21 protein-coding genes are annotated in these 25,164 nt (G+C 72.7%); 10 read left to right on the plus strand and 11 right to left on the minus strand.

What is annotated here, in order from left to right:
* Window positions 1-155: 155 nt before the first annotated feature.
* From ACZ5GT_RS15925 to ACZ5GT_RS15955, 7 genes are all read left to right on the plus strand, one after another.
* Window positions 156-1,406: an MFS transporter gene (locus ACZ5GT_RS15925; protein ID WP_469022477.1), complete on the plus strand. Its 1,251-nt coding sequence runs from the start codon at window positions 156-158 to the stop codon at window positions 1,404-1,406.
* Window positions 1,407-1,590: 184 nt separating this feature from the next.
* Window positions 1,591-4,338 (plus strand): helix-turn-helix transcriptional regulator, encoded by a 2,748-nt coding sequence (locus ACZ5GT_RS15930; RefSeq protein WP_469022480.1) that lies wholly within the window; start codon window positions 1,591-1,593, stop codon window positions 4,336-4,338.
* Window positions 4,339-4,426: 88 nt separating this feature from the next.
* The gene (locus ACZ5GT_RS15935; RefSeq protein WP_469022485.1) at window positions 4,427-5,173 is read left to right on the plus strand and encodes an alpha/beta fold hydrolase; all 747 of its coding nucleotides are present in this window, start codon (window positions 4,427-4,429) and stop codon (window positions 5,171-5,173) included.
* Between the two features lie 136 nt (window positions 5,174-5,309).
* The gene (locus ACZ5GT_RS15940; protein ID WP_469022487.1) at window positions 5,310-6,563 is read left to right on the plus strand and encodes a sugar ABC transporter substrate-binding protein; all 1,254 of its coding nucleotides are present in this window, start codon (window positions 5,310-5,312) and stop codon (window positions 6,561-6,563) included.
* A 106-nt stretch (window positions 6,564-6,669) separates the two neighbouring features.
* Window positions 6,670-7,524 (plus strand): carbohydrate ABC transporter permease, encoded by an 855-nt coding sequence (locus tag ACZ5GT_RS15945; RefSeq protein ID WP_469022675.1) that lies wholly within the window; start codon window positions 6,670-6,672, stop codon window positions 7,522-7,524.
* Window positions 7,525-7,535: 11 nt separating this feature from the next.
* Complete coding sequence (locus ACZ5GT_RS15950) at window positions 7,536-8,351, plus strand: carbohydrate ABC transporter permease (RefSeq protein ID WP_469022489.1); 816 nt, start codon at window positions 7,536-7,538, stop codon at window positions 8,349-8,351.
* A gap of 114 nt (window positions 8,352-8,465) precedes the next feature.
* Window positions 8,466-9,488, plus strand: coding sequence for an AraC-like ligand-binding domain-containing protein (locus ACZ5GT_RS15955; protein WP_469022491.1), 1,023 nt, complete (start codon window positions 8,466-8,468; stop codon window positions 9,486-9,488).
* An 88-nt stretch (window positions 9,489-9,576) separates the two neighbouring features.
* On the opposite strand, the gene ACZ5GT_RS15960 is transcribed toward ACZ5GT_RS15955, so the two are convergent.
* The 4 genes from ACZ5GT_RS15960 to ACZ5GT_RS15975 form a co-directional block, all read right to left on the minus strand.
* Complete coding sequence (locus ACZ5GT_RS15960) at window positions 9,577-10,314, minus strand: YoaK family protein (RefSeq protein ID WP_469022493.1); 738 nt, start codon at window positions 10,312-10,314, stop codon at window positions 9,577-9,579.
* A complete protein-coding gene (locus ACZ5GT_RS15965; protein WP_469022495.1) occupies window positions 10,295-10,819 on the minus strand; it encodes a DoxX family protein in 525 nt (174 codons plus the stop codon). Before ACZ5GT_RS15965 ends, ACZ5GT_RS15960 begins: the two co-directional genes overlap by 20 nt.
* A 54-nt stretch (window positions 10,820-10,873) precedes the next feature.
* Window positions 10,874-11,536 (minus strand): hydrolase, encoded by a 663-nt coding sequence (locus ACZ5GT_RS15970; RefSeq protein ID WP_469022498.1) that lies wholly within the window; start codon window positions 11,534-11,536, stop codon window positions 10,874-10,876.
* A 131-nt stretch (window positions 11,537-11,667) separates the two neighbouring features.
* The gene (locus tag ACZ5GT_RS15975; RefSeq protein WP_469022677.1) at window positions 11,668-13,545 is read right to left on the minus strand and encodes an amidohydrolase; all 1,878 of its coding nucleotides are present in this window, start codon (window positions 13,543-13,545) and stop codon (window positions 11,668-11,670) included.
* Window positions 13,546-13,980: 435 nt separating this feature from the next.
* Here ACZ5GT_RS15975 and ACZ5GT_RS15980 point away from each other — a divergent pair, with 435 nt between their 5' ends.
* Entirely contained in the window at window positions 13,981-14,958 is a 978-nt protein-coding gene (locus ACZ5GT_RS15980) for an alpha/beta hydrolase (protein ID WP_469022501.1), read from the plus strand.
* A gap of 245 nt (window positions 14,959-15,203) precedes the next feature.
* On the opposite strand, the gene ACZ5GT_RS15985 is transcribed toward ACZ5GT_RS15980, so the two are convergent.
* Window positions 15,204-16,331, minus strand: a complete 1,128-nt coding sequence (locus ACZ5GT_RS15985) for a low temperature requirement protein A (RefSeq protein ID WP_469022504.1) — start codon at window positions 16,329-16,331, stop codon at window positions 15,204-15,206.
* A gap of 50 nt (window positions 16,332-16,381) precedes the next feature.
* Window positions 16,382-17,749 (minus strand): dihydrolipoyl dehydrogenase family protein, encoded by a 1,368-nt coding sequence (locus ACZ5GT_RS15990; RefSeq protein WP_469022507.1) that lies wholly within the window; start codon window positions 17,747-17,749, stop codon window positions 16,382-16,384.
* Between the two features lie 249 nt (window positions 17,750-17,998).
* On the opposite strand from ACZ5GT_RS15990, the gene ACZ5GT_RS15995 reads away from it, so the two are divergent.
* Together ACZ5GT_RS15995 and ACZ5GT_RS16000 are read left to right on the plus strand one after the other, a co-directional pair.
* Complete coding sequence (locus tag ACZ5GT_RS15995; protein WP_469022510.1) at window positions 17,999-18,577, plus strand: Dps family protein; 579 nt, start codon at window positions 17,999-18,001, stop codon at window positions 18,575-18,577.
* A 115-nt stretch (window positions 18,578-18,692) separates the two neighbouring features.
* Window positions 18,693-19,562 carry a LysR family transcriptional regulator gene (locus ACZ5GT_RS16000; RefSeq protein ID WP_469022513.1) on the plus strand — a complete coding sequence of 290 codons (870 nt, stop codon included), beginning with the start codon at window positions 18,693-18,695 and terminating at the stop codon, window positions 19,560-19,562.
* A gap of 105 nt (window positions 19,563-19,667) precedes the next feature.
* On the opposite strand, the gene ACZ5GT_RS16005 is transcribed toward ACZ5GT_RS16000, so the two are convergent.
* The 5 genes from ACZ5GT_RS16005 to ACZ5GT_RS16025 form a co-directional block, all read right to left on the minus strand.
* The gene (locus ACZ5GT_RS16005; protein ID WP_469022516.1) at window positions 19,668-20,258 is read right to left on the minus strand and encodes a GTP-binding protein; all 591 of its coding nucleotides are present in this window, start codon (window positions 20,256-20,258) and stop codon (window positions 19,668-19,670) included.
* A complete protein-coding gene (locus tag ACZ5GT_RS16010; protein WP_469022519.1) occupies window positions 20,239-20,637 on the minus strand; it encodes a DUF742 domain-containing protein in 399 nt (132 codons plus the stop codon). The genes ACZ5GT_RS16005 and ACZ5GT_RS16010 overlap by 20 nt, the downstream gene beginning before the upstream one ends.
* A complete protein-coding gene (locus ACZ5GT_RS16015; RefSeq protein WP_469022525.1) occupies window positions 20,634-21,080 on the minus strand; it encodes a roadblock/LC7 domain-containing protein in 447 nt (148 codons plus the stop codon). Before ACZ5GT_RS16015 ends, ACZ5GT_RS16010 begins: the two co-directional genes overlap by 4 nt.
* Complete coding sequence (locus ACZ5GT_RS16020) at window positions 21,077-23,458, minus strand: sensor histidine kinase (RefSeq protein ID WP_469022531.1); 2,382 nt, start codon at window positions 23,456-23,458, stop codon at window positions 21,077-21,079. Before ACZ5GT_RS16020 ends, ACZ5GT_RS16015 begins: the two co-directional genes overlap by 4 nt.
* Before the next feature lie 889 nt (window positions 23,459-24,347).
* The gene (locus tag ACZ5GT_RS16025) at window positions 24,348-25,115 is read right to left on the minus strand and encodes a FadR/GntR family transcriptional regulator (protein WP_469022536.1); all 768 of its coding nucleotides are present in this window, start codon (window positions 25,113-25,115) and stop codon (window positions 24,348-24,350) included.
* Window positions 25,116-25,164: the final 49 nt, after the last annotated feature.

Below are 25,164 nucleotides of genomic sequence, written 5' to 3' on the forward strand. Positions count from 1 at the left end.
GCGATAACCGATATCCCGAACCATCGCACCGAGCGAGGAAGAAGCGAGGGGCGGATCACGCTGAGGCCTGTGTGCCGGCGCCGAGGAAGCCGCCGGCCACTCACAGCACGTCCGCCCGCGCCGGTCCCCCGGCCCGCTCCTTCAAGAAGGCGCACATGTCCGCATCGTCCGAGCCCCGGACCTCTCACCGGACCGAAACCACGACGGCCCCGCACGGCGTGCCGGGATGGCTGGTCGCGCTCCTGGCCGTCGCCTCCGGCATGACGGTCGCCAACCTCTACTACGCCCAGCCCCTGCTGTCCGCGCTGAGCGGTGTCTTCCACACCAGCACGGCCACCGCCGGCACCCTGATCACGCTCACCCAGGTCGGCTACGTGATCGGCATGCTCTTCCTGGTCCCGCTCGGCGACCGGCTGGAGAAGCGCGGCCTGATCACCGTCCTGCTGGCGGTCACGACCCTCGCCCTGGTGGCGGCGGGGCTCGCCACCAGTTTTCCCATGCTGCTGATCGCCTCGCTGGTCAGCGGGGCCACCTCGGTGGTCGCCCAGATCCTCGTGCCGTTCGCCGCCGGTCTCGCTCCCGATGACGCCCGCGGCCGCATCGTCGGCCGGGTGATGAGCGGGCTGCTCACCGGAATCCTGCTCTCCCGCACCCTGAGCAGCGTGGTCTCCGATCTCGCCGGCTGGCGCGTCGTCTTCCTCGGCTCCGCGGCCCTGATGGCGGTGCTCGCCCTGGCCCTGCGCCTGGCCCTGCCGCGGCACGCGCCGACCACGACCATCCCGTACCACCACGTGCTGCGCTCCACCGTCCGGCTGGTGCGCACCCACCCGGCGCTGCCGCGGCGCGGTCTGTACCAGGCGGCGATGTTCGGCGCCTTCAGCGCCTTCTGGACCACGGTCTCCTTCGTGCTGACCGGCCCCCGCTTCCACTACTCCCCGATCGGGGTCGGCGTGTTCGCCCTCGTCGGCGCGGCCGGCGCGGCCGTGGCCCCGTTCGCCGGCCACTGGGCCGACCGCGGGCTCGTCCGCCCCATGACCGGCGCCGCGTTCGTGGCGGCCGCGCTGGCCTTCGCGCTGGCCGGGTTCGGCGGGCACAGCGTCGTACTGATCGCCCTGGCCGCGATCGTCATCGACATGGCCGTACAGACCACCCTGATCCTCGGCCAGCACACCGTCTACCAGCTCGACTCCGCCGCGCGGGCCCGCCTCAACAGCGCCTTCATCGCCATGTTCTTCGTCGGTGGCGCGGTCGGCTCCCAGCTCGGCTCCGCCGTCTACCACGCCGGCGGCTGGGCCGCCCTGACCGTCCTCGGCGCCGCCCTCCCGCTGCTCGCGCTCCTCTACTGGACCACCGAGCGCCGGCCGGGCACGGCGGCCGAGCCGGGCACCGCGAACGCGAACCTCTGACACCGGCCGGCGTCCGGGAAGCACGGCAAGGGGTCCGGCACGGTGGGGCCGCAGGACGCGTCCACGGCCCTTGGACTTCGGACAAGATCATTACTTCGGAGACCGGATATGCTGCCGCCTGGTGCGGGCACTCGTCGGCATCGGGCGGCGTCCGGCAGGCGAGTGTGGGCCGGAAGGGGCACAAGTGTTGGGGTCGGGCGAATCGCTGACCCGTAGCGGTCTGCGCGGCCGGGAGGCCGAACTCGACGAGTTGCGGACGCTGATCGCCTCGGTGGCCCGCACCGGAAGCGGCGGGCTCGCCCTCATCCAGGGGGAACCGGGCATCGGCAAGACCACGCTGCTCGCGGAGGCCGTCAGCAGGGCCGGGGCGGCGGGGTTCTCGGTCGGCCTGGGCAAGGCCGACGAACTGCACCGCATCGTGCCGCTGTCGTCGTTGGCGGCCTGCGTCCTGCGCGGCGAGCAGCCGCTGCTGTCCGGCGACGCCTTCGCCGACCTCGCCCGCAACCAGGACCAGCGGATCTGGCTGGTGGAGCGTCTCGCGGAGGCGATCGAGGCCAGGGCCGGCGACATGCCGGTGCTGATCGCCCTGGACGACGTGCAATGGGCCGACCAGCTGAGCCTGTTCGCCCTGAAGCAGCTTCCGGCGCGCCTGCGGACCTCGCCGGTCCTGTGGATACTGGCCGGCCGCCCGGATCCCGCCGGGCCGGCGGAGGAGATCGCCGCGGCCGCGGCCGACGCGCTTCCGACGGTCACGGTGCCCCTGGGGCCGCTGTCCGGCGCGGCCATCAGCCAGCTCGCCGACGACGTCCTCGGCGCGGCCGTCGACGGGCGGGTGCGGGACCTGCTCGACGGGGCGGGCGGGAACCCGTTCCTCGCGGTCGAGATGCTCGCGGGACTGGACGGCGCCGAGGTCTCGGGCGACTCGGTGCCCTCGACGCTCGTGTTGGGGGTGCGCGGCAGACTCAAGTCCCTGCAGCCCGGCACCCTGCGCTTCCTCCAGATGGGAGCCGTGCTGGGGCGCAGCTTCGGCTTCCACGACGCCGCCGCGCTGTGCGGCCGGACGCCCGCCGCGCTGCTCTCGGAGCTCGAGGAGGCGATGCGCGCCGGACTGCTGGACGACGACGGCGACCATCTGGTCTTCCGTCATGACCTGCTGCGCCAGGCGGTCTACGTCGACATCCCGCCGTCCGCCCGGAAGGCGCTGCACCGGGAGGCTGCCGGCCACCTCGTCTCCGCGGGCCGCCGGCCGATCGACGCGGTACCGCACATCCTCAGGGGCGCCCTGCCCGGGGACGAGGAGGCCGTGGCGCTGCTGCGGCAGGCCGCCGAGGACGTGCTGCCGGTCACGCCGTGCCTCGCCGCCGACCTCATGACACGCGCCCTGGAGTTGGTGCCGTCCGGCCATCCGCTGATGTTCGACGTGGGCGAGCAGGCGATCCTCGTCCTGACCCGGGCCGGCCGGAGCCGGGAGGCCCTGTCGACCGGTGACCGGCTGCTGACCCGCCGGCCGCCGCTGGTTGTGTTCAGCCGGCTGCAGGCCGCCCTCGGCGGGACGCTGTGGCAGATGGACCGCGCCGAGGAACTGCTCCGCAGGACCGAGTCCGCCCTCGCCGTCGCGGGCGCCGCCACGGAGGCCGGGGCGAGGCTGGCCGCGCTGCGGGCGCTGGCTCTGTCCCGGGGGCCCGACCTCGACGCGGCGCGTGCGGCCGGCGAGGACGCGTTGCGTGCCGCCACCGCGATCGGTGACCGGGAGGCGCACGTGCTGGCCCTGTCCGGGCTCGGCGAGATCGCGCAGAACGCGGGTGAGAACGCGCTCGCGCTGGAGCGTTTCGCCGCGCTGACCACCATCGACTCCGCCTTCCTGCCCGAAGAGGTCGTCGCGCACCTGCACCTGGACGACTTCGCGTCCGGCGGGCGACTGCTCCTGCGGGCGGCGGAGAGCGCCGGGGCCACGCGCCAGGCGATGCTGCTGTGGGCGCAGGGACAGCACGATCTGGGGCTCGGCCGGCTCGACGACGCCGATGCCGGCTTCGCGACCATGGAGCGGCTGGAGGACGACGTACACATACCCGTGCAGCAGGTGAACGGTCGGGTGATCCGCTCCCGGATCGCCCTGCTGCGCGGCGACCGGGAGGCGGCGCGCGAGCACCTGGTAGCGGCGCGGGAGCGGCTGGCGGTCAAACCGAACCCGGGCAACACGGCCGCGGTGCGCTTCCTGGAGGCGGTCCACGCCGAGGCGGACGGGGACGTCGGCCTTGCCGTCGCCAGGATCCGGCAGGTGCAGGAGGCAGGCTCCTTCATGCGGTGGCGGCTGCTGCGTCACTGGGTCGATTCCGCGATACGCATGGCCCTGCGCGGCGCGGACCGGGAACTCGCCGAGGACCTGGCCGCGCAGGCCGGGGCCCATGCCCGGCGCAACCCCGCCGTGCCGACCGCCACGGGCATCGCGGCGCAGGCGCTCGGGCTGGTGCGGGACGATCTCGCCCTGTTGGAACGCTCCGTGACGCTGCTCGAGGCGAGCCCCCGCCCACTGGTCCGGGCCGCCGCGTACGCCGATCTCGGACGGGCGCTCCTCGCGGCGGGCCAAAAACGCCGGGCGGCCGCCGCGCTGGCGCGCGCCCGGGGCATGTTCGCGGAGTCGGGCGCCCACGCGGCGGCGGCACGCCTGCGGCACGAGCTGGACGGTGCGGGGGCCGGCACCCGCGGGGCAGCGGCCGTGCAGCGCCCCGTTCAGGGCTGGGACGCCCTCACCGCCTCGGAGCAGAAGGTCGCGCGCCTCATCGCCCAGGGCCACACCAACCGGTCGGCCGCCGACCTGCTCGTCGTCTCCCCGCACACCGTCAACACTCACCTGACCTCCGTCTTCCGCAAGCTGGCGGTCAACTCCCGGGTACAGCTGGCGAACGTGGTCATGGCCCTGCCCGACGGCTGAGTGGATCATTGGTACGTTCACGCGATGCCACGCCCGCCCCGCCCGCGCTTGGCTGGGGAATCGCCACACTCAGTCGGAGGTCACCGGCATGCACCCGCTCACCCCCGCAGCACCGCCGGCCGTCGTGCTGGTGCACGGCGCGTTCGCCGATGCCTCGTGCTGGGCGTCGGTCGTCAGCCTCCTGCACGCCGCCGGGATGACCGTACGGGCGCTGGCGAACCCGCTGCGCGGGCTGGAGCAGGACGCCGCCTACATCAGGAGCGCGGTGCGCGAGATCGACGTGCCCGTCGTGCTGGTCGGCCACGACTACGGCGGCGCCGTCATCACCCACGCCGCCACCGACGACGACAACGTAGTGGCGTTGTGCTACGTGGCGGCGTTCGGCCTCGACGCGGGTGAGTGCGTCCTGGACATCACCAACCGCTTCGCCCCGGTGCCGTCGGCCGAGGCGACCCGGATCGCCGCCCTCCCGGTCCGGATCCCCGGCAGCCGGGAGAGCGAGCTGTACATCCGCAGGGAGCGGTTCTCCCAGGTGTACGCCGCCGACCTGCCGTCCGGCGTGGAGGAGGTGCTGTCCGTGGTCCAACGGCCGATCGCCTGTGGCGCGTTGACCGGCAGATCGGGCCCGCCGGCCTGGGCCTCCAAGCCGTCCTGGTACGCCATCGCGACCGCCGACCGGATGCTCAGCCCCACCGCTCAGCGCTTCATGGCGCAGCGCATGGCGGCCACCGAATACCTGCTGGACGGCTCGCACGCCGTGGTGCTGTCGCAGCCCGACGCCGTGGCGGCGATGATCCGGGAAGCGGTCGAGCAGGCGGATGGCCGCGGCCTATAGCATTCGCCCGAACGGACGACACCGGCATGGTCTGATGACGCCTGCCGGACTCGGGAGACCCTCCCGGCACCGACCCCGGCCACAGACGTGACCTTTACTCGTCACTCGTCACTCGTCACTCGGTAAAGGCAGACGCATGATCTCACCGGCCAGACCGCCGGCGCGGCGGATCGCCGCCCTCGTGACCGGAATCGTCGCCCTTTCACTGGCCGCCACCGGCTGCAGCGGTGGAACCGCCGCCGGATCCGCCACCGGCGAGGTCACCACCATCACGGCGCTCGACTACTACACCGACGCGCGCGAACACGCCCAGTGGGGCGAACTGCTCACCCGCTGCGGCAGGACCGCCGGTGTCAAGGTCGAGCAGACCAGCGTTCCGGGGGCGTCGCTCGTCCCCAAGGTCCTGCAGCAGGCGTCCTCGCGGACCCTTCCCGACCTGCTGATGCTGGACAACCCCGACCTGCAGCAGATCGCGCAGTCCGGTGCGCTGACTCCGCTGGACCGGTACGGCATCGACACCAGCGGATTCGCCGAGGGCATCCGGTCGGCGGGCACCTACCGGGGGAAGGTGTACGGACTGGCTCCCGCCGTCAGCACCGTCGCCCTCTTCTACAACAAGGACATGCTCGCCGAAGCCGGTGTCGCCGTACCGAAAACCTGGCGGGAGCTGAAGGCCGCGGCGGCCGAACTGACCCGCCCCGGGCGCTACGGCATGGCCGTCGACGCGAACGCCACGTTCGAGGGCACCTGGCAGTTCCTGCCCTTCCTGTGGTCCAACGGCGGGGACGAGAAACGGCTGGACACGCCCGAGGCCGCACAGGCGCTTCAGCTGTGGGTCGACCTGGTCAGGAGCGGATCCATGTCGAAGTCGGTGCTGAACTGGACACAGGCCGACGTCCACGACCAGTTCGCCGCCGGCCGGACGGCCATGATGATCAACGGTCCCTGGCGGATCCCCGCGCTGAAGGAACAGCCGGACCTGCACTGGGGCGTCGCTCCGGTCCCCGTTCCCCGGGCGGGGCAGACCGCGGTCACACCCCTCGGCGGTGAGGTGTGGACGGTACCGCGGAGCGCTTCCGAGGCCCGGCAGAAGAAGGCGGCCCAGGTCCTCGCCTGCCTGAACAGCTCCGCCAGCATGCTCACCGTGGCCGAGCAGCACTTCACGGTGCCCTCCCGCCCCGCGGTGGCCGCCCGGTACGCCGAGCGGGTCCCGTCGATGGCCGCCTTCGCCGAGAGCGTCGAAGCGGCCCGGGCCCGTACCGGCGAACTCGGCGTCAGGTGGCCCAGAGCGGCGACCGGGATATACACCGCGATCCAGTCCGCGCTGACGGGCCGGCAGACACCGGAAGAAGCCCTCAGGCATGCGCAGCGGATCGCGACCGACGACTGACCAGGACCGGGACCGGGACCGGGGCCTGGACCTGGACCGGGGCTTGGACCTGGACCTGGGGCGGGCGCGTTCCCGGGCGCTTTCCCGGGAACGGCTCGCCCAGTGGATGTTCGTCGCGCCCGCCGCCGCGTACCTGCTGCTGTTCTTCGGCTGGCCGGTCGTCAAGAACGTCGTGATGAGCTTCCAGCGGTACACGATCACGACGTTCTACACGGGTGCCGCGCCGTTCGTGGGGCTGCGGAACTACTCGGAGATCCTGTCGTCGGACATGTTTCCCGGGGCGCTGCTGACGACGGTCCTGTTCACCGCGGGCTCGATCGGCGGCCAGTTCGTGCTCGGCCTGGCCCTCGCCCTGTTCTTCCAGCGCCGCTTCCCGCTCGGCGGCGTGCTGCGCTCGCTGCTGCTGCTGCCGTGGCTGCTGCCGCTGGTGGTCTCCGGGACCACATGGAGGTGGATGCTCGACCCCGACACGGGGGTCGTCAACGCGGCGCTGCGCGGCCTGGGTCTGACGTCGTCCGGCATCCCCTGGCTCACCGGCACCTCACAGGCGCTGGTGTCGGTGATCCTGGTCAACGTCTGGGTCGGAATCCCCTTCAACACCGCGCTCCTGTACGGCGGGCTGCAGGACATACCGGCGCATCTGTACGAGGCGGCGAAGCTGGACGGCGCCGGCCCGGTGGCGTCGTTCCGCCATGTCACCTGGCCGCTGCTGCGGCCCGTGGTGAGCGTCGTGCTGGTGCTGGGCGTGGTCTACACGGTCAAAGTGCTGGACATCATCCTCGTGGTGACCGGCGGAGGGCCGGCCGACGCCACCCAGACCATCGCCACCCGCTCCTACGAACTGTCCTTCCAGCAGTTCGACTTCGGGCGCGGCGCCGCGATGGGCAACGTGCTCGTCGTCGTCTCGCTGGTGTCCGCCCTCGTCCATCTGCGCGCCGGCCGGCGTGCCCGGAACCTCTGAGAGGCGGTCCCGTGAAGCGCGCACCGGGCCGCGGCCTGCCGTCCACCCTCGTCGGGATCGCCCTGCTGGGGCTGATGCTGTTCCCTGTCTACTGGATGGTGAACGCCTCCCTCCAGCCGGCCGGAAACACCCTGCGGGGAAGCTGGTTCCCGGTCCACCCGGACCTCGGTGGATACGCCACGGCGCTGCGCGACCAGGGACGCAACCTGGTCACCAGCCTCGTCGTGGCCCTCGGAAGCGTGGCGCTCAGCCTCGGGCTCGCCGCGCCGGCGGCCTACGCGCTGGCCCGGTTCCCCCTCCGCGGAACGGACGTGGTGGTCTTCGGCATCCTGATGACACAGACCGTGCCGAGCATCGCCGTGGCCAACGCGCTCTACCCCGCCTACAACGACCTGGGGCTGCTGAACTCCCACCTGGGACTGGTCCTCGCCGATTCCACCGCGGGAATCCCCTTCGCGGTCATCGTCCTGCGTTCGTTCATGCGGAGCATTCCCGGGGAGATCCTCGAGGCCGCGCGCGTGGACGGCGCCGGCCGGCTGCGCGTCTTCTGCCACATGGTGCTCCCGCTGAGCCGGAACGCGTTGATCACCGCAGCCGTCTTCACCTTCCTGTTCACGTGGAGCGACTTCCTGTTCGCCCTCACGCTGACCACCACGGAGGACGTGCGGCCGGTCACCCTGGGCATCTACCAGTACCTCGGCGCCCACACCGATCAGTGGAACGCGGTCATGGCCACCGCGGTCCTGGCGTCCGTCCCCGCGGCGGTCCTGCTGGTCGTCGCCCAGCGCTACGTCACCGCCGGTGCCACCAGCGGCTCTGTCAAGTAGCCGGACGTCCCGTCTCGGTGCCGTACCCCCGATCTCACGGATTCACGCGATGTGCCGCCCCGGTGCCCGCTGGCACGGTGTTCCCGAAGACGCAGCGGTTGGAGGACGGAGAGCATGTCGACGGATGTCCAGGAGAGAAGCGCCCCCGGCAGCTTCCACACCACCGATTCGCTGCCCGTCGGCCGCAGACGGGCGTACTGGCGCGAGGCCCTGTCGCGCACCTTCGGCGCCGTGGACATGACCGTCCCCGACGAGGTGTACTCCGGCACCATCCGTACCGCGTCGATCGGCCGGCTCCAGGCCGTCACCGTGGACGGCGGCGACTGCCTGTCCGCGCTGCGGACGCGCCGGCTCGTCCAGCAGAGCGACGACGACGAGTACGTGGTCGTCAAACTGCTGGAACGAGGGGTCGCCCGGCTGGAGCAGGACGGCCGTGAGGCGATCCTCGGGCCGGGGGACGTCTTCGTCTACGACATGGCCCGCCCCGTGCTGCTGAATCTCCCCCAGTCCTTCCGGACGAAGTCCCTCGTCCTGCCGAGGGACGTGCTGGGCCTGAGCGAGTCCGAGATGGCCCGCGTCACGGCCTCCCCGCTCGGCCCCGACACGCCCCTCGGAGCCCTGCTCTCGCCCTTCCTGGCCGGGCTGGTCGACGGCGCCGGGACCTACCCGCCGCGCACCAGCGAACTGATGGCCCGTAACGTCGTGGACCTGCTCGGCGTGCTGGCCGACGAGGTCCTCGGCCGGCCGGATCCGGACACACCCGGCGGGAACCGGGCGCTGCTGCTGCGGATCCAGGACTTCATCGACCGTCATCTCGCGGACCCCGATCTCACCCCGCAGGCCATCGCCCGGGCTCACCACATATCACTGCGCTACCTGCACAAGCTGTTCGAGGGTGAGGACGCCACCGTGGGCCGGTGGATCCAGCGGCGCCGTCTGGAGGAGTGTCGCCGCGACCTGGCACGGCAGGCGAGCGGCGCCACGATCGCCGCGGTGGCGCACCGGTGGGGTTTCACCAGCGCCGCGCATTTCAGCCGGGTGTTCCGGGCCGCCTACGGGATGGCGCCCCGCGAATGGCGCGACACCCAGGCGTCGACGCCGTGCCCCGCCTCACCCACGGGGCTCGTCGACGCGTGAACCGCGGCGCCGCCCCGCCCCGGTGTCCGGCTCGCGTCCGGCGATGTCCCGGGGCGGGAGCCAGTGGCTCAGGGCGGCAGCCCCTGTCTCATGAGGGCGGCCGTGTCCAGGCCGGGTCGGCGGACGAGAGGCGGTGGGTGGTCACCGAGGTGACCACCAGGAGCAGCAGCGTCAGGCTCAGGGTGAGCACGAGGTGGCCGTGCAGGACCAGTTCGGCCCCGACGAAGGCGCCGAGGAGCATCGCCAGCACGGACAGGATCCGGCGGCCGGGCCGCGGCGCCGCGCCGCCGGCCGGAGTGGAGTCCGCGGCCAGCCCCGTCAGGGTCAGGGTCAGTACGGTCGTGGTGAGGTCCGGGACGCCGAGGCGCCGGGCGGCCGCGTTCTGCAGGCCCATGGCGAGCCCGAGGAACACGATCAGCGTGTACTGGACCCACGTGGTGACGCGGCCGTCGGTGACCGCGGCGGCAGCCACGGTGACGGCGACCAGCACCGTCTGCACGGCGGTGGCCGTCTTCAGCAGGTTTCCGCGGTGGGCGGCGAAACGGGTGCCGAGCCTGCCCCCGGCGAGCGCGCCGGCCAGGAACGACGCCAGCGCGACGACGGAGGCGAGCGCGGACAGGTTCGCGGCTCCCACCAGGGCGAATCCCAGGAACACCACGTTCCCGGTCATGTTGGCGACGAAGACGTGCCCGAGCGCCAGATAGCTCACCGCGTCGACCAGGCCGGTGACCACCGTCAGCGTCAGCATCAGGGGAGGCAGCGGGCCGTGGCGGTCCTGTCCGGGCGGTACGAGCGTGCGTACCGCGTCATTCAGCAGCCTGCGCATACGGCTTCCCTTTCGTTGCGGCGGACGGGCGGTGCAGCACCAGGCGGGTGAGCAGCCCGCTCACCGGGCCCATGACGATCGCGGGGAGAACCACCCACAGCGGCCAGGGCGTGACGCCCAGCGCCTGGTCGAGCGACCACCGGCCGGGACCGGTGAGGGCCAGCGCCGCGGAGACGACGACGAGGACCATCGGGTATTCGTAGCCGTCGTTCTGCACCCACAGGCCCTTGGGCCATTTGACGGTGCCCGCGACCGTCATCACGCCCATGGCCGCCATCGCGGCCAGGGGCGTGAGCAGTCCGGCGGTCAGGAACAGACCGGCACCGATCTGACTGGCTCCGGCGACGATCGCGGTCAGCCGGCCGCCGCGGAACCCGTCGTGGCGGAACTCCTCGGTCCCGCCTGCCAGTCCGTGGCCCCCGAGCCGGAAACTCACCTTCTGCACTCCGTGGCCGGCGACGAGGAGCCCCGCGACCAGCCGGAGGACCAGCAGTCCAGCGTCCATCTCTTCCTGCCTGTTCCTGACCGTTCTTGACTGTTATTGGCTATGAGCGGCGGGTCAGCCGGCGGCGTGGTCCCCGATGACGGCCTGCGCGTAGACCACGCCGAGGCCGTAGGCGCCGGCGTGCTCCTTCACCACGTCCATGACGGACAGGTAGGTCTCGGCGCGGGCCCAGTCACGCTGCAGCTCGAGCAGTACCTGCACCCAGGTCACCGGAACCGCGCCGCCCTGGATCATGCGCTGCACGGCGTGCTCGTGGGCCTGCGGGGTGACGCCGCCGGACGCGTCGGTGACCACGTAGACCTCGTAGCCCTGGGCGAGGGCGGAGAGCGTGGGCAGGACGACGCAGACCTCGGTCCACAGGCCGGCGAGGACCAGCTTCTTGCGGCCGGTGGCCTTGACCGCCTCGACGAAGGCGGGATCCTCCCAGGCGTTCATCGTGGTCCGGTCGATGATCTTCTGGTCCGGGAAGACGTCGGCCAGCTGCGGCATGATCGGGCCGGAGAAGGACTCGGCGGCCACGGTGCTCAGCACGACCGGCACGTCGAACGCCCTGGCCGCCTTCGCCAGGCCGACGGTCGAGTTGATGATCGCGGTGCGGTCGCCGCTGCCGGTGCCGAAGAACATCTGCGGCTGGTGGTCGATGAACAGCACCGCGCAGTTGTCCGGGGTCAGCAGGTCGGGGCTGGGGGCAGCGGTGACCTCGGAGATGTTGACCATGAAAGGACCCTTCCAGGTGTGGGGTTGGTCGCGGACGGGTGTCCGCTGTCGAGCGCGACCGCGCGGCCGGCGGTGCGCGTGGAAGTGGTGTCCCGGGAGGGGCGGCTCCTGACCGGGCCCCTCCCGGGAGATCAGAGGGAGAAGCAGGGGTCGAAGAACGTGCTCGCGGATTCCTGGGCCAGACCGCGCCGGGCGCGCCACTGACGGTGCTGCTCCGACTCGGCGACGGCCTGGCCGAGCAGCTCGGCCTGGCGCGCGCCCGACAGGCCGGTGCCGGGCGTGGCCTGATAGCCGCCGAAGTGGGCCACCGGGCTCCAGTCGGGGCTGACCGGCGGCAGTTCCTCGTCCAGGCCCTCGTACTCGGCGGTCGCGTAGACGATGCGGCCGCCGACGACCGTCAGCAGGGACTCGATGTGCGCGATGGCCGGCTCGGGCACGGTGAAGTAGTCCTCGGAAAGGACCGCCAGGTCGCCGAGGAAGCCCGGGCGCAGGACGCCCTTGACGCCCTCCTCCCCGGTCAGCGCGGCACCCGCCTGGGTGAACATGGCCAGCGCGGTCCGGCGGTCGACCCGGTTGTGCGGCGGGCGGAGGACCAGGTCGCCCACGGTGCGGCCGGTGATGAGCCAGTGCAGGGCGACCCACGGGTTGTAGCTGGACACCCGGGTCGCGTCGGTGCCGGCGCCGACGGTCAGGCCGCGCTCCAGCATGGCCCGGACCGGCGGGGCGTCCGCGGCGGCGCCGGGACCGTAGCGGCGCAGGAACGCCTCGCCCTGGAAGGACAGCCGGTTCTGCACGGACATGGCGCCGCCGAGCGCGGCGATGCGGTCCAGACTGTCCGCGGAGACGGTCTCCGCGTGGTCGAACAGCCACCGGTTGCCGGCCGGGAAGAGCCCTTCCGCGGCGAGTTTCTCGAACACCGCCAGGTCCCGGCGGATGGTCTCGTCATAGGTGGCGTGCAGCCGGAATCCCCAGCCGTTCTCCATGAGAAGACGTACCGCTTTCTCGAATTCCGCTTCATAGTCGGCCAGGTGCGGGCGCGGCTCGGCGAAGTTCTCGAAATCCGCCGCGGCCCACGTCAGATTCTCCCCCGCGCCGTTGAGGCGCAGCCATTCGTCCCCGTCCTCGGGGCGGGCCATTTCGATCCAGCGGGTGAGATCGTCGATTTCCTGGCCCGCGGTCTGCGGGAAGAGGTGATAGGCGATGCGCAGCGACAGCTGACCGGCCTTCGCCAGGCCGACGACCGTGCTGTAGTTGTCGGGGAAATTCTGGAATCCTCCGGCCGCGTCGATCGCCGAGGTGAGACCGAACCTGTTCAGTTCCCGCAGGAAGTGACGGGTGGAGGTCTTCTTGTCCTCCCCTTCCAGCACCGGGGCCTTGGCCAGGGTGGAGTAGAGGATGAGGGCGCTGGGGGCGGCCAGCAGCATGCCCGTGGGCTCGCCGTCCCGGCCCCGTACGATCTGGCCGCCCCGGGGGTCGGGGGTGTCCCGGGTGAACCCGGCCGCCCGCAGAGCCGCCCGGTTGAGCACCGCCGCCTGGTAGAGGTGCAGGACGAACACCGGGGTGTCGGGCGCGGCGGCGTTCAGTTCGGCGACGGTCGGCAGGCGCCGCTCGGCGAACTGCTCGGCCGACCATCCGCCCACCACGCGTACCCACTGGCCCTTGGGGGTGCGGGCGGCCTGCTCGCGCAGCATGGCCAGGCCCTGGCGCAGGGTGGGGACACCGTCCCAGCGCAGCTCCAGTACGTAGTTGAGGCCGCCTCGGATGACATGCAGATGCGCGTCGTTGAGCCCCGGAACGATCCGGCGGCCGAGCGCGTCGACCACCCGGGTGTCCGGGCCGACGTGGGCGGCGACGTCGTTGTCGTCGCCGACGACGGTGATGACACCGTCGCGGACGGCGATCGCCTCGGCCTGCGGGCGGACCGGGTCTCCGGTGTGGATCTTCGCGTTGCGGACGACCAGATCCGCGGCGTTGTCGGTGGCGCGGGGAACCAGCCCACCGACCGGCATCGTGGACACCTTGCGACAACCTCCTGCGGGATGAACGGCGTCGATCGCCTCTGCATCGACGTCCATGTGCGCCGGCAGCGGCGGGCGGGAATAATGTGGCGCATGCGCAATCTCTGCGCTCGAAGCTGGACCGATCCGCATTCCGGGCGGGCTTTCTTTGTGTTGCACGGCCCGTACCCGGCGCCCTCGACTGCTGCGCCGCCAGGCTATTGCGCGCCGGAGCGCCCGTGTTTCCCGGCAGTGCACTCGATGCGTTCCGACAGTGCACTGCCGCTCCGTGCACTGCGGGGTCACATCCGGTGCGCCCGTGGTCAATTGCGGGCGCCGGTGCGGCCTAGCGTGGTGACCGGCGGCTCCGCAGGTTTCCGTGCCTGCCCCGAAGCCGCGTCATCCCGCCGGAAAGACCGGCGCACCCCATGAACCCGGGAGAACCACATGTCCGACTCCGAAGCCGTCGTACCGGTCCGGCCGGTCCTGGAACCGGCCGCGGCCGCGTTCGCCGAGGCCACGGCCAACCCGCCCTACCTCTTCGACCTGGCCCCGGCGGAGGGGCGCAAGGCGGTCGACGAGGTGCAGTCCGGCGACATCGAGAAGCCGCAGATCGACGAGGAGTGGATCACCGTCCCGGGCGGTCCGACGGGCAGTGTCCGGGCCCGTGTCGTGAGGCCCGCCGGCGCCGAGGGGACCCTGCCGGTGATCCTCTACATCCACGGCGCGGGCTGGGTGTTCGGCAACGCCCACACGCACGACCGCCTGGTGCGCGAACTCGCCGTCGGCGCGGGCGCCGCCGTGGTGTTCCCCGAGTACGACCTGTCCCCCGAGGCCCGCTACCCGGTCGCCATCGAGCAGAACTACACGGTCGCGAAGTGGGTCGTCGAGGAGGGCGCCGCCAAGGGGTTGGACGCCTCCCGGCTGGCCGTGGCCGGCGACTCCGTCGGCGGCAACATGACGGCCGCGCTCACCCTGATGGCCAAGGAACGCGGCGACGTCCCGCTGGTGCAGCAGGTGCTGTTCTACCCGGTGACCGACGCGAACTTCGACACCGGCTCCTACCACCAGTTCGCCACCGGCTACTTCCTGCGCCGCGACGGCATGCAGTGGTTCTGGGACCAGTACACGACCGACGAGGCCGAGCGCGCCCAGATCACCGCGTCCCCGCTGCGCGCCACCACCGAGCAGCTCACCGGCCTGCCCCCGGCCCTGGTCATCACCGGCGAGGCCGACGTGCTCCGCGACGAGGGCGAGGCCTACGCCAACAAACTGCGCGAGGCCGGCGTCCCGGTCACCGCGGTCCGCTTCCAGGGGATCATCCACGACTTCGTGATGCTCAACGCCCTGCGCGAGACCCACGCCGCCGAGGCCGCCATCACGCTGGCGACCGGCGTCCTGCGCGGCGCGCTGCACGCGGGCTGACACCGGGCCGCGCACACCCCCGGGCGGGCACCGGCGCCCCGCGCCCTCCGCGGTGGCGGGCGCGACGGACCGACCGGGCCCGGGCGGCAAGGCGGCCGCGCGGACGGGCTTCCCCTACGGTGCCCGTCCCCGCGGCCGCCCGGTCGTGCCCGGGGCTGGTCACCGCCGCGGGCACGATACCGCCGCGGGCCGGTCACCACCGCGGGCCTAATACCGCCGCGGGCCGGTCTCCGCCGCCGGCCCGGTCACCGGCGCGGCACCGTGACCACCGCGACCAGGCCCGCCAGGAGCACACCGGCGAGCAGCGCGGGTGCCGGGGACCAGGCGGCCGCCAGGACACCGGCCGCGGCGACGGGAAACGGCATCCACTCCCCCAGGCTCCTCTGGTGCGGCCGCAGGTGCACGCCCCACACCGTGATCAGGAAGACGGCCGCCGGGACGGTGACCGCGGCGCCGGCCACGATCGGCGAGGCCCCGCCGTGACCCGTGACGTGATCGGCGTACGCGGCCAGCCCGGCGCCCTCCGCGGTCGCCGACCCGAAGATCAGGTAGTGGCCGTAGGCCCAGGGGAATCTCCGGTGGCGAGCCTGGTACGTGGTGGCGAGCAGCGTGTGCGCGGGTCGGGCGAAGTACAGCCACCACATGGCGTAGGCCATGAGCAGGCCGCCGGCCGCCAGCGCGTACAGCGAACCGGTGCCCTGGTGCCGGTCGAAGGCGCCGCGGACGGCCACGGTGGCGGCCGAGACGGACTCGCCGAGGACGATCAGGGTGAACAGCTCGTAGCGCTCGGCGATGTGGCGCGGATGCCAGGGCGTCATCCCGGCGGCCTGCGCCCACACGGGAACGGACAGTTCGGCGAGGACCATCACCACGATGCCCGGCAGCCGCACCGGCGCCGGGACGAAGAGCAAGGCCACCCAGCCGAGCTGACAGGCGGTCACCCCGGCCGCGAAGCGCAGCGCGGTCCTGCGCCGGGCGGGGTCGGACAGCGCGGCACGCAGCCAGAGCGTGGCCAACGCCGTACGCAGCACCACGTACCCGAGCGTGATGACGCGCAGATCCCCGTCCTGGAACGCACGGTGCACCCCGGCGGCGAGCACGAGCGAGCCGGTGATCTGCACCAGCACGGTCAGCCGGTACGCGATGTCGCCGGGGTCGTAGGCGGAGGCGAGCCAGGTGAAGTTCATCCACGCCCACCAGATGGCGAAGAAGACCAGCGCGAACCGCAGTACGCCGCCGGCCTGGTCCCCCTCCGTCAGCGCTTCGTGCAGACTCGTGGACGCCTGCGCCACCGCGACGACGAAGCACAGGTCGAAGAAGAGTTCCAGCGAGGTGGCGGCTCGGTGCGGCTCGCCCGGGTTGCGGCCCACCATGGTGCGCCACCGCCCGGGACGCGGGGCCGCCTGCGGGGTCGGGGCGCCGTTCAGCGGAGGGCTCCCAGGGCTGTCTCGATGGTCCGGTGGAAGGTGGGATACGTGTAGATCATATGCCGGAGCCGGGCGACGGGAACCTCGGCGTGGACGGCCACGTTCAGCCCGTACAGCACCTCCCCGCCCACCGGCCCGGCCGAGGTCGCTCCGATCAGCACGCCCCGGTCGGCGTCCTCGACGAGCTTGACGAACCCCTCGTTGCCCGGCCCGTGGATCCAGCCGCGCGCGGAGGAGGCGACGGGCACCACGCCGGTGCGCACGCGCAGGCCGCGCTCCCGGGCCTGGCGCTCCGTCAGGCCCACGGCCCCGATCTCCGGATCGGTGAACGTGACGCGGGGCAGCGCACGGTAGTCGGCATCGGGTCCGGGCTGCCCGAGGATGTCCCGGACGGCGATCTGCGCCTGGTACATCGACACGTGGGTGAAGGCGCCCCGGCCGGTGATGTCGCCGACCGCCCACAGCCCCTCCGCGGCCCGCATCCGCCCGTCCGTGGGAACGGCGCCCGCTTCCGGGTCGAGCCCCACCGTGTCGACCGCCAGCGGGCCCAGGTCGGCCTGGCGTCCGGTGGCGACCAGCAGCCGTTCGGCGCGCAGCGGCCGGTCGTCGCCCTCGATGTGCACGGTGAACCCGGAGCCGTCATGGCCCACCTGTCGCGCCCGCACGCCCGTCAGCACGGTGACACCGTCCGCGCGCAGCACGTCCGCGGCCAGCTCCCCCGCCTCGGGCTCCTCCTGCGACAGCAGCCGCTGCTGCCCCTCGATCACGGTGACCGCGCACTTGAAGCGGGCGAAGACCTGGGCGAGTTCGACGCCGATGGCGCCCCCGCCGAGAACGAGCATCGACGCCGGCAGCTCCTCGACCGCCATGGCGTCCCGGTTGGTCCAGTACGGCGTGCCCTCCAGCCCCGGCACCGGGGGGATCCGGGGCCGGGTACCAGTGGCCAGCACGACACCGCGCCGGGCCTCGAACGTGCGGTCGCCGACCGTCACGCGGCGCGGCCCGGCGAGGCGGCCTTCACCCCGGACGAGCCGGCCGCCCTTCGCCGTGAAGCGGTCGGCGGCCACTTTGTCGTTCCAGTCGTCGGTGGCCTCGTCGCGGATCCGTCCGGCGACCCTGGCCCAGTCCGGAGTCACGGCGGCCTCACCGGCGAGGGCGGGTGCCCGGCCCGCCTCGGCGAGCAGGTTGCCGGCCCGGATCATCATCTTGCTGGGCACGCACGCCCAGTACGGGCACTCGCCGCCGACGAGGTCCGCCTCGACCCCCACCACGTCCAGTCCCGCTTCGGCCAGCGTGCCGGCGACGTACTCGCCGCCCGGCCCCAGGCCGACGACCACCACGTCCGCCTGCTCGTTCGCGCTCATGCCTCTCCTCGTTCCGCCGGCTCTCCGCGCACGGACTTCCCGGCCGACGCTAGGTCGGCCCGGACAGCGGCCCGAGTCCGCCGACGCACGGATGCTTGCCCGAGAGCGAACGCCGGGAGCGGCGGGACCGGGGGCGGGGGCACGGTGCGCTGGCGGGCAGCACCGCATGCACTGCCGGTCAAGACACCCCCCGACCGTGCGCCTAGCGTCACCGGGGTACGCACAGCACGGCACCGCAGGAGGCGGACCATGACCACCAACTCTCCATCCGCGCACGGCAGTCAGCCCTGGCTGCACCAGAAGGGCGAGGTGATCCAGGAGTTCGGGACCGTCAAGCAGTTCCCGGTCGCCCTGTCCTACGAGGCGCGGATGTACTCCTGCCAGCGCATGAACAAGGTCCTCGCGGACACGCAGATCCTCTACGGCCTCTACAAGAAGCACCACTGGCTGATGCGCGGCGCGACCTTCTACCAGCTGCACCTGGTGCTGGACAAGCACGCGGGCGAACAGCTCGAGATCATCGACACCCTCGCCGAACGCGTCCAGTCGCTGGGCGGTGTGGCGGTGGGAGATCCGCGGCACGTCGCCGAGATCACGTCGATCCCGCGGCCCCCGGACGGGGTGGAGGAGGTGCCGGCCATGCTGTCCCGGCTCCTCGAGGCCCACGAGACGATCCTCATCGACACCCACGACGCCGCCGCCCGGACCGCCGAGTACGGTGACGACGGCACCATCGACCTGCTGGTCTCGCAGGTGATCAGGACCGGCGAGCGGCAGGCGTGGTTCCTGGCCGAGCATCTGGTCGACACCCCGCTGGTCCGCGCCTGAGGAACGGCCGCGGGCCGGCTCCGCCCGTCCGCGGACTTTCCCCGTACGATGCAGCGAAGATCGACGCCGGTCGCCCTCGCGCCGGCCGTGAACGCTGCTGGACCGGGAGCGGATGATGGATCTGCGGCAGATGGAGGTCGTCGTCGCGGTGGCGGACACCGGCGGGTTCACGGCGGCGTCACGCCGGCTGCACGTGGTCCAGTCCGCCGTGTCCAGCACGGTCCGCGCCCTCGAACGCGAACTGGGCACCCCCTTGTTCGACCGCACCACGCACCGCGTCGCCCTCACCCCGGCCGGCGAGGCGTTCGTCCCCGCCGCCCGTGCGACGCTCCGGGCCGCCGAACTGGCCCGGGAGGCCGTCGACGCCGTACGGGGGCAGTTGTGCGGGCGGGTGACGGTCGGCACGATGCAGGGGGTGTGGGCGGGGCTCCACCATGCTCTGGCCGCGTTGCGCGCGGAGCATCCGGGCGTGGTGGTGCGGCTGCGGCAGGCGGCCGTCGCCGACATCCGGCAGGCGCTGCGTGACGGCACCGTGGACCTGGCCGTGGTGGCGCTGGACCGCCAGCAGCAGCGCGGGCTCGCGACCCGGCTGCTGTCCCGCGAGGACATGGTGCTGCTGGCGGCGCCCCGGCGGGTGCTCGCCGGCGCGGCGCCGAACGGCGAGGTCCGGCTCGCCGACGTCGCGGGGCTGCCTCTGGTGGACTTCACCCCCGGGTGGGCCATCCGCTACGCGGTCGACCGGGCCTTCCGCGCCGCGGGCGTCGACCGCAGTACGACGTTCGAGGTGAACGACATCGGTGCGGCGGCCGAACTGGTCCGCAACGACCTGGGCGTCTGCGTCATGCCCAAGTCGATCGCGGACGGTTTCCCCGATCTGCCCCAGTACCGCTTCGACCGGCACGCCCCGAGCTGGAAGGTCATGGTCGTACGACCCCCCGGCGAGCCCCCACCGGCCGTCGCCGCCCTGCTGCGCCACATCACCTGACGTCCCCCGGGCTTTTCCGTCCCGCGCGGGGGCGTCGGCCGTCGGGGGGCACGAGTGTGGTCGTGCGTGGACGGCTGACGCCCCCGTGAGGCCCGTCGGGGTGCTTCACACGGTCGGCTGCGGTGCGGAGTGCCGGGCCATGAGGTGTTCGATCAGGGCGAGCAGGACCTCTCGGGCGTCGGCCGGTTCACGGGCGTCGCACATCACCAGCGGAACCTGAGGGTCCAGGTCCAGGGCGGTGCGGACCTCCTGGGGCGTGCGGTCGCGGACGTTGTGGAAGCAGTTGACCGCGACGACGAACGGGATGCCTCGGCTCTCGAAGAAGTCGATGGAGGCGAAGCTGACCTCCAGGCGGCGGGTGTCGGCCAGTACCACCGCTCCCAGGGCGCCGTGCACCAGGTCGTTCCACATGAACCAGAAGCGTTCCTGGCCGGGGGTGCCGAACAGGTAGAGCACCAGCTCGTCGCTGATGGTGATGCGTCCGAAGTCCAGCGCGACGGTGGTGGTGGTCTTGGCGCCGATGCCGACCAGGTCGTCCACGCCGACGCTGGCACGGGTCAGGTACTCCTCCGTGTGGAGGGGGGCGACCTCGCTGACCGCGCCGACCAGGGTGGTCTTGCCCACCCCGAAGCCGCCGGCGATCAGGATCTTCACGGCCTGGGCCGTCTGCGCCGGATCAGAGCCCGCGGAGCCCATTTCTCACCGCCTCAAGGATGGTCATGTCGGGGAGGTTGCCGTTGTGCGCGAAGGCCAGCGGCGGCCGGGCGCGTACCCGTCCGGCGTCGATCAGGTCGCCGATGAGGATCTTGGTCACCGAGACCGGCAGGTCCAGTTCGGCGGCGATCTCGGCCACCGCGACCGGCCCGCGCGCGCACAGCCGCAGGACGGTGCGGTGTTCCGGCTGCAGTGCCTGCCGGTCGGCCGTGGTGTCCGCGCTGGAGACGGTCTGCGCCGTGATCAGAGTGATCAGGGTCAGGTCGTCACGGCCGGCGGTGGTTCGGCCACCGGTGATGGTGTAGGGGCGGACCAGTGGTTGGTCGGCGTCGTCGTCGGCTTCCTCCGTCCAATGCCTCATGCGCCGGCCCCGGGACCGGCGGGCGGTGTCGGGCCGGACTGCGGGGTACGTGCGTCGGTGCCCAGTTTCTGGCCCACCTGCTGGACCAGCGTGTGCATGGCGACCGCCATCACTTCGGCGTCGACCTCCTGAGAGGCGACGACGGCCAGGTGGGTGCCCCGGCCGGCCGCGGTGACGAACAGCCAGAGGTCGGCCATCTCGACGATGACCTGGTGGACCGGTCCGCCCCGGAAGAGCTGTCCGACGCCGCGGGCCAGGCTCTGCTGACCGGTGGCGATCGCGGCCAGACGCTCGGCGTCGGAGCGGTCGATGGTTTTCGAACGGCTGATCACCAGGCCGTCGTCGGACAGGACGACGGCATGCCGGGTGCCGGCGACCTGGTCGACCAGTCCGTCGAGGAGCCAGTCCAGGTCTGCGTCGGTGGCGATGGTTCGCTGAGTCATCCTCGGTCTTCCGTCGTGAGCGGTTCGGGCTGGTCGGTGCCGGGCACGGACGGCCGGGCGCCGTCGGCGCGATTCTTGCGGGACTGCCGCTGGAAGGCGCCGATGGTGGCGCCGGAGCGGGCCGGGGCACTGGGCGGGGCCTGGAAGGCCGGGGGGTCCTGCGGGGTCGGCGCGCGCAGCTCGGCCACCAGGCTGGCCTGACGTGTCCGGCGAGGCAGCGGCGCGGGCCCGGCCTGCGCGTCCGGCGCGGCCGGCGTGTCCGCGGCGGACGGCTCGGGCGCGGCAGCCGGCTCGGTCGCGGTGACGCCGGCCATCGCCTGTCCCCGCGACCGCACCGGCAGGCCGTACGGGCCGTCCGCGCGGTGAGAGCCGTCCGCGGGACGGGAGTCGACGGGCCGGCGCGGCGGCGGCAGGGCGGCGCCGGTGTCGTCCGGCGACGGGCTGTCGGCGGCGTCCGCCACCGACCGGGGCCGTTCGGCCACGAGGTCCTGCGGCACGAGGACGATGACGCGGGTGCCGCCGAACGCCGAAGGCCGCAGTTCCACCTGCAGGCCCAGGCCCGCCGACAGGCGGGCCACCACGTACAGGCCCAGCCGCACGTCGTCGGCGCGGGTCATCACGTCCAGCTGCGGGGGCGCCTGCATGAGGGCGTTGACGGCCTCGTACTGTTCGGCGTCCATGCCCAGTCCGCGGTCCTCGATCTCCACCGCGATGCCCCGGCTGACCGGCGCCGCCTTGATCTCGACCGGAGTCGGCGGCTTGGAGAAGGCGGTCGCGTTCTCCATCAGCTCGGCCAGGATGTGGATCAGCGGTCCCACCGCCCGCTCGGAGACCCAGGGCCGGCCCTCGACGTCGATCGCGATGCGCCGGTAGTCCTGCACCTCGCCCTGCGCGGCGCGCAGTACGTCCAGCAGCGGTACCGGCCTGCGCCAGTGGCGCCGCGGCTGGCCGCCGCCGAGGATCACCAGGTTCTCCTCGTAGCGGCGCAGCCGGGCGGTGAGGTGGTCCAGGTCGAACAGGCCCTCCAGCAGCTGCGGGTCCTCGTGCCGGCGCTCCAGCTCGTCCAGCTTCTTCAGCTGCAGGCCGATCAGCAGCTGGGTGCGGCGCGCGATGCGCTGCAGCAGGCGCTCGAAGCCACGGTGCTGCTCGGCCTGGCGCACCGCGGTGCTGACCGCGCTGCGGCTGGCGGTGTTCAGCGCCCGGACCAGTTCGCCGAACTCGTCCGATGCCGGTGTGAGCGTCGGCACCTCGGCGTCGACGTCCACGTCCTCGCCCCGTTCGAGCCGGGCGACCACCTGCGGCAGCCGCTGCCCCAGGTCCTGCGCCAGGTCGCGCAACGCCGTGACCCGTCGGCGCAGTATCGCGGTCAGCCGCCAGGCCACCAGCACGACCAGGGCGATCGCGACCAGGCCCAGAGCGGAGGCGGAGAACAGGAACAGCCGCAGCCGTCCCACTTCGGCGGCGCCGGCGGCGTCGGCGACGCCGAAGTGGACGCGGGTGAGCCGGCCCAGGGCGTCGACCGAGGCGTCTGTCGCGGCCCGCCACTGGTCCCGGGCCCGCGGCAGCGTCACACCGTCCGCGCCGTCGGCGGACTGGAGCCGCTCCTCCAGCGCGACCCGGCTCTTCCACTCCTTGCCGGCGGTCATCGCCGCGTACATCCGGCTCTCCGCCGGGGTGAGGTTGGGCGCCACGCGGGAGTCCAGCAGGAACTCGTGGGTACCGATGGCGTCGGTGACCCGGTCGTATTCCTCGGCCGACAGCCGGCCCGACGCCCAGCCCCGGGCGAGCAGCGCGTCCTCCCGGCCGATCATGTCCACGACCCCGTTGAGGTCGAGCAGGACCTGCGACAGGCCGGTCACTTCGCCGTTGGTGCCGTGGGACAGCACGGCGAACACCTTGATGCTGGCCTCGACGGCCTCCGTGTAGTAGGCGAAGGCGCGGTCCTGGCCGACGGTGCCGGCGTCCACCGCGCGGCGTTCCTGCGCCAGCCGCCCGGTCGTCTTCATGGTCCGGGCGAGCGCGTCGCCCAGTCCTCGCTGACCGTCGCCGGTGTCCAGCGAGGTCAGCGGCCGGAAGGCCTTGACCGCCCGGTCGGTGAGCGTGCGCTGCCGGGCCAGGGCCGCCCGGGCAGTCCGGGGTGAGGCCAGCGCCTCCGCGGTCAGCCGCCGTTCCTGCTCCAGGGCGCTGAACAGGGCCGCGTTGACCGGCGCGACAGTCGCGCTCAGGTCCTGCTGGGTGCTCTGCTTCCGGTACTGGTCGCCCAGTTGGTACGTGGCCACGCCCCACAGCGCGACCAGCGCCACACTCGGCACGAGCAGCAGTACCAGCAGCACCGTGCGCAGCGGCAGGCGACGTTCACCGGCCGTGGACGGCTGCATGTCGGTCGGGTCCGTACGTCGCCGGCCGGCCCGCGAACCGCCTGATCCGCGGCGTCCGATCCTGCTCGATCCACTCACGCGCGAGACACTCTCCTCGTCACTGTTCAGCCGCACCGTGACGAGATCGCGCCAGGCAGTAGCGGTTGGTGGCCTGATATTAGCCATAGAGCGCCCGAAGATCGAAAGGCCATTCGGCGACGCACGCGAACGAATCGTCGGGAAAACGGATCTATTGCCTCGTGGGGGGATATCGCTTCCCACGCGCCCGCCACGACGATCGGCCGACGCGGGTGGCGTCCCGCCCGGTGCTGTAGGCGATCAAGGCGCCGGAACCCGCAGGCCGGGAGCGGCTGCTCCGCCGGCACGGGCGTTGAATTCGCCTCAGCAGGCCGGAATGTGTCGCACTTGGTCCCCTACACCACTTCGCGGGACGCGATCCCGACGCGGCCGGACAGCCGGGGCATCGGCGTCGGCTGTGCGGCGGCGGGAAGACACCCTTCCGGCCTGGGCGCGCTCGGCGGCGAACCGGTTCCGCGACTGTGCACGCACACCGCTCGCAGGCACGCCGGAAGCCGCCGGGATCACACGTCCGAGCGCGCGGGGCGCACGGCGCCCAACGCCGGGCGCGGTGGGCGAAGCGCCAGACGCGGGGCGCGGTGGGCGAAGCGCCAGACGCGGGGCGCGGCGCCGGACACCGGGCCCCGGACGCCGGAAGCCGGGCGGGACAGGCGGAGCGCCAGATGTGCCGGACGCGGGGCGCGGGGCAGCGTCCGCCGACGCGCGCGGCGCCGTACACGACGCAGGCATCGCCCCCGGCGTGGGGCGGGTCCGCGAGGGCGCGGCGGACGAGCCGGCCCCCTGCCGGGAGGCGGGGCAGGGGCGGGCGGGTCTAGCCGGCCGAGGAGCGGGAGGCGGGGAAGCGGCGGCGTTGCCAGGCCTGCTCGATGTGGGCGGCCATGGCGCGGGCGGCGCCCTCGGCGTCGCGGGCGGTGAGCCGTTCCACGATGCGCCGGTGTTCGGCGTTCGCGGTCGCGCAGGCCCGCTCGTCGGGGGTGCCGTTGTAGAGGCTGGTGGTCCGTGCCTGGGTGTGCACGATCCGGACGATGGACTGCCCCAGCCGGTTGCCTGATGCTTGCATGACAGCGGCGTGGAAGGCCACGTCGGTCTCGATGAACCGCTGCGGGGTGCCGGTCTCCTCGTCCATCCGCCGCAGTACCTCCTCGATGGCACGCAGGTCGGCCTCGTCGGCCACCGCGGCCGCCTGGGCGGCCATCTGCGACTCCAGCGCCGAGCGGATCCCGACCAGCTGGTCGAGGACGACGAGCTCGTCGTCGTGCTGGAAGGTCGCCGCGAGCACCACCGGGTCCAGCAGGTTCCACTCCTCCTGGGCGGCGACCGTGGTCCCCGAGCCCTGGCGGGCATGGACCAGCCCCTTGGCCTCCAGCGCCTTCACGGCCTCCCGGATGGTGGTGCGGCTGACGCCGAAGGTCTCGCACAGCTCCGGCTCGGACGGCAGCACCGAGCCGGGTGGGAAGAACCCGGCGACCACCCGGTCGGTCAGCGCCTCGACAACGGCGTGCGCGAGACGGGCCGGCCGCCTGGGCCAGGGCGCGAGCTCGGCGGAACCACGGGCCTCGCCGGTGCTGATCTGCGCCATCATCTGGTCCTTTCGTCGTCGGATCGCCGCCGCTCAGTCTAGCGTGCGC

This window comes from Streptomyces sp. NPDC031340 (assembly GCF_055569945.1).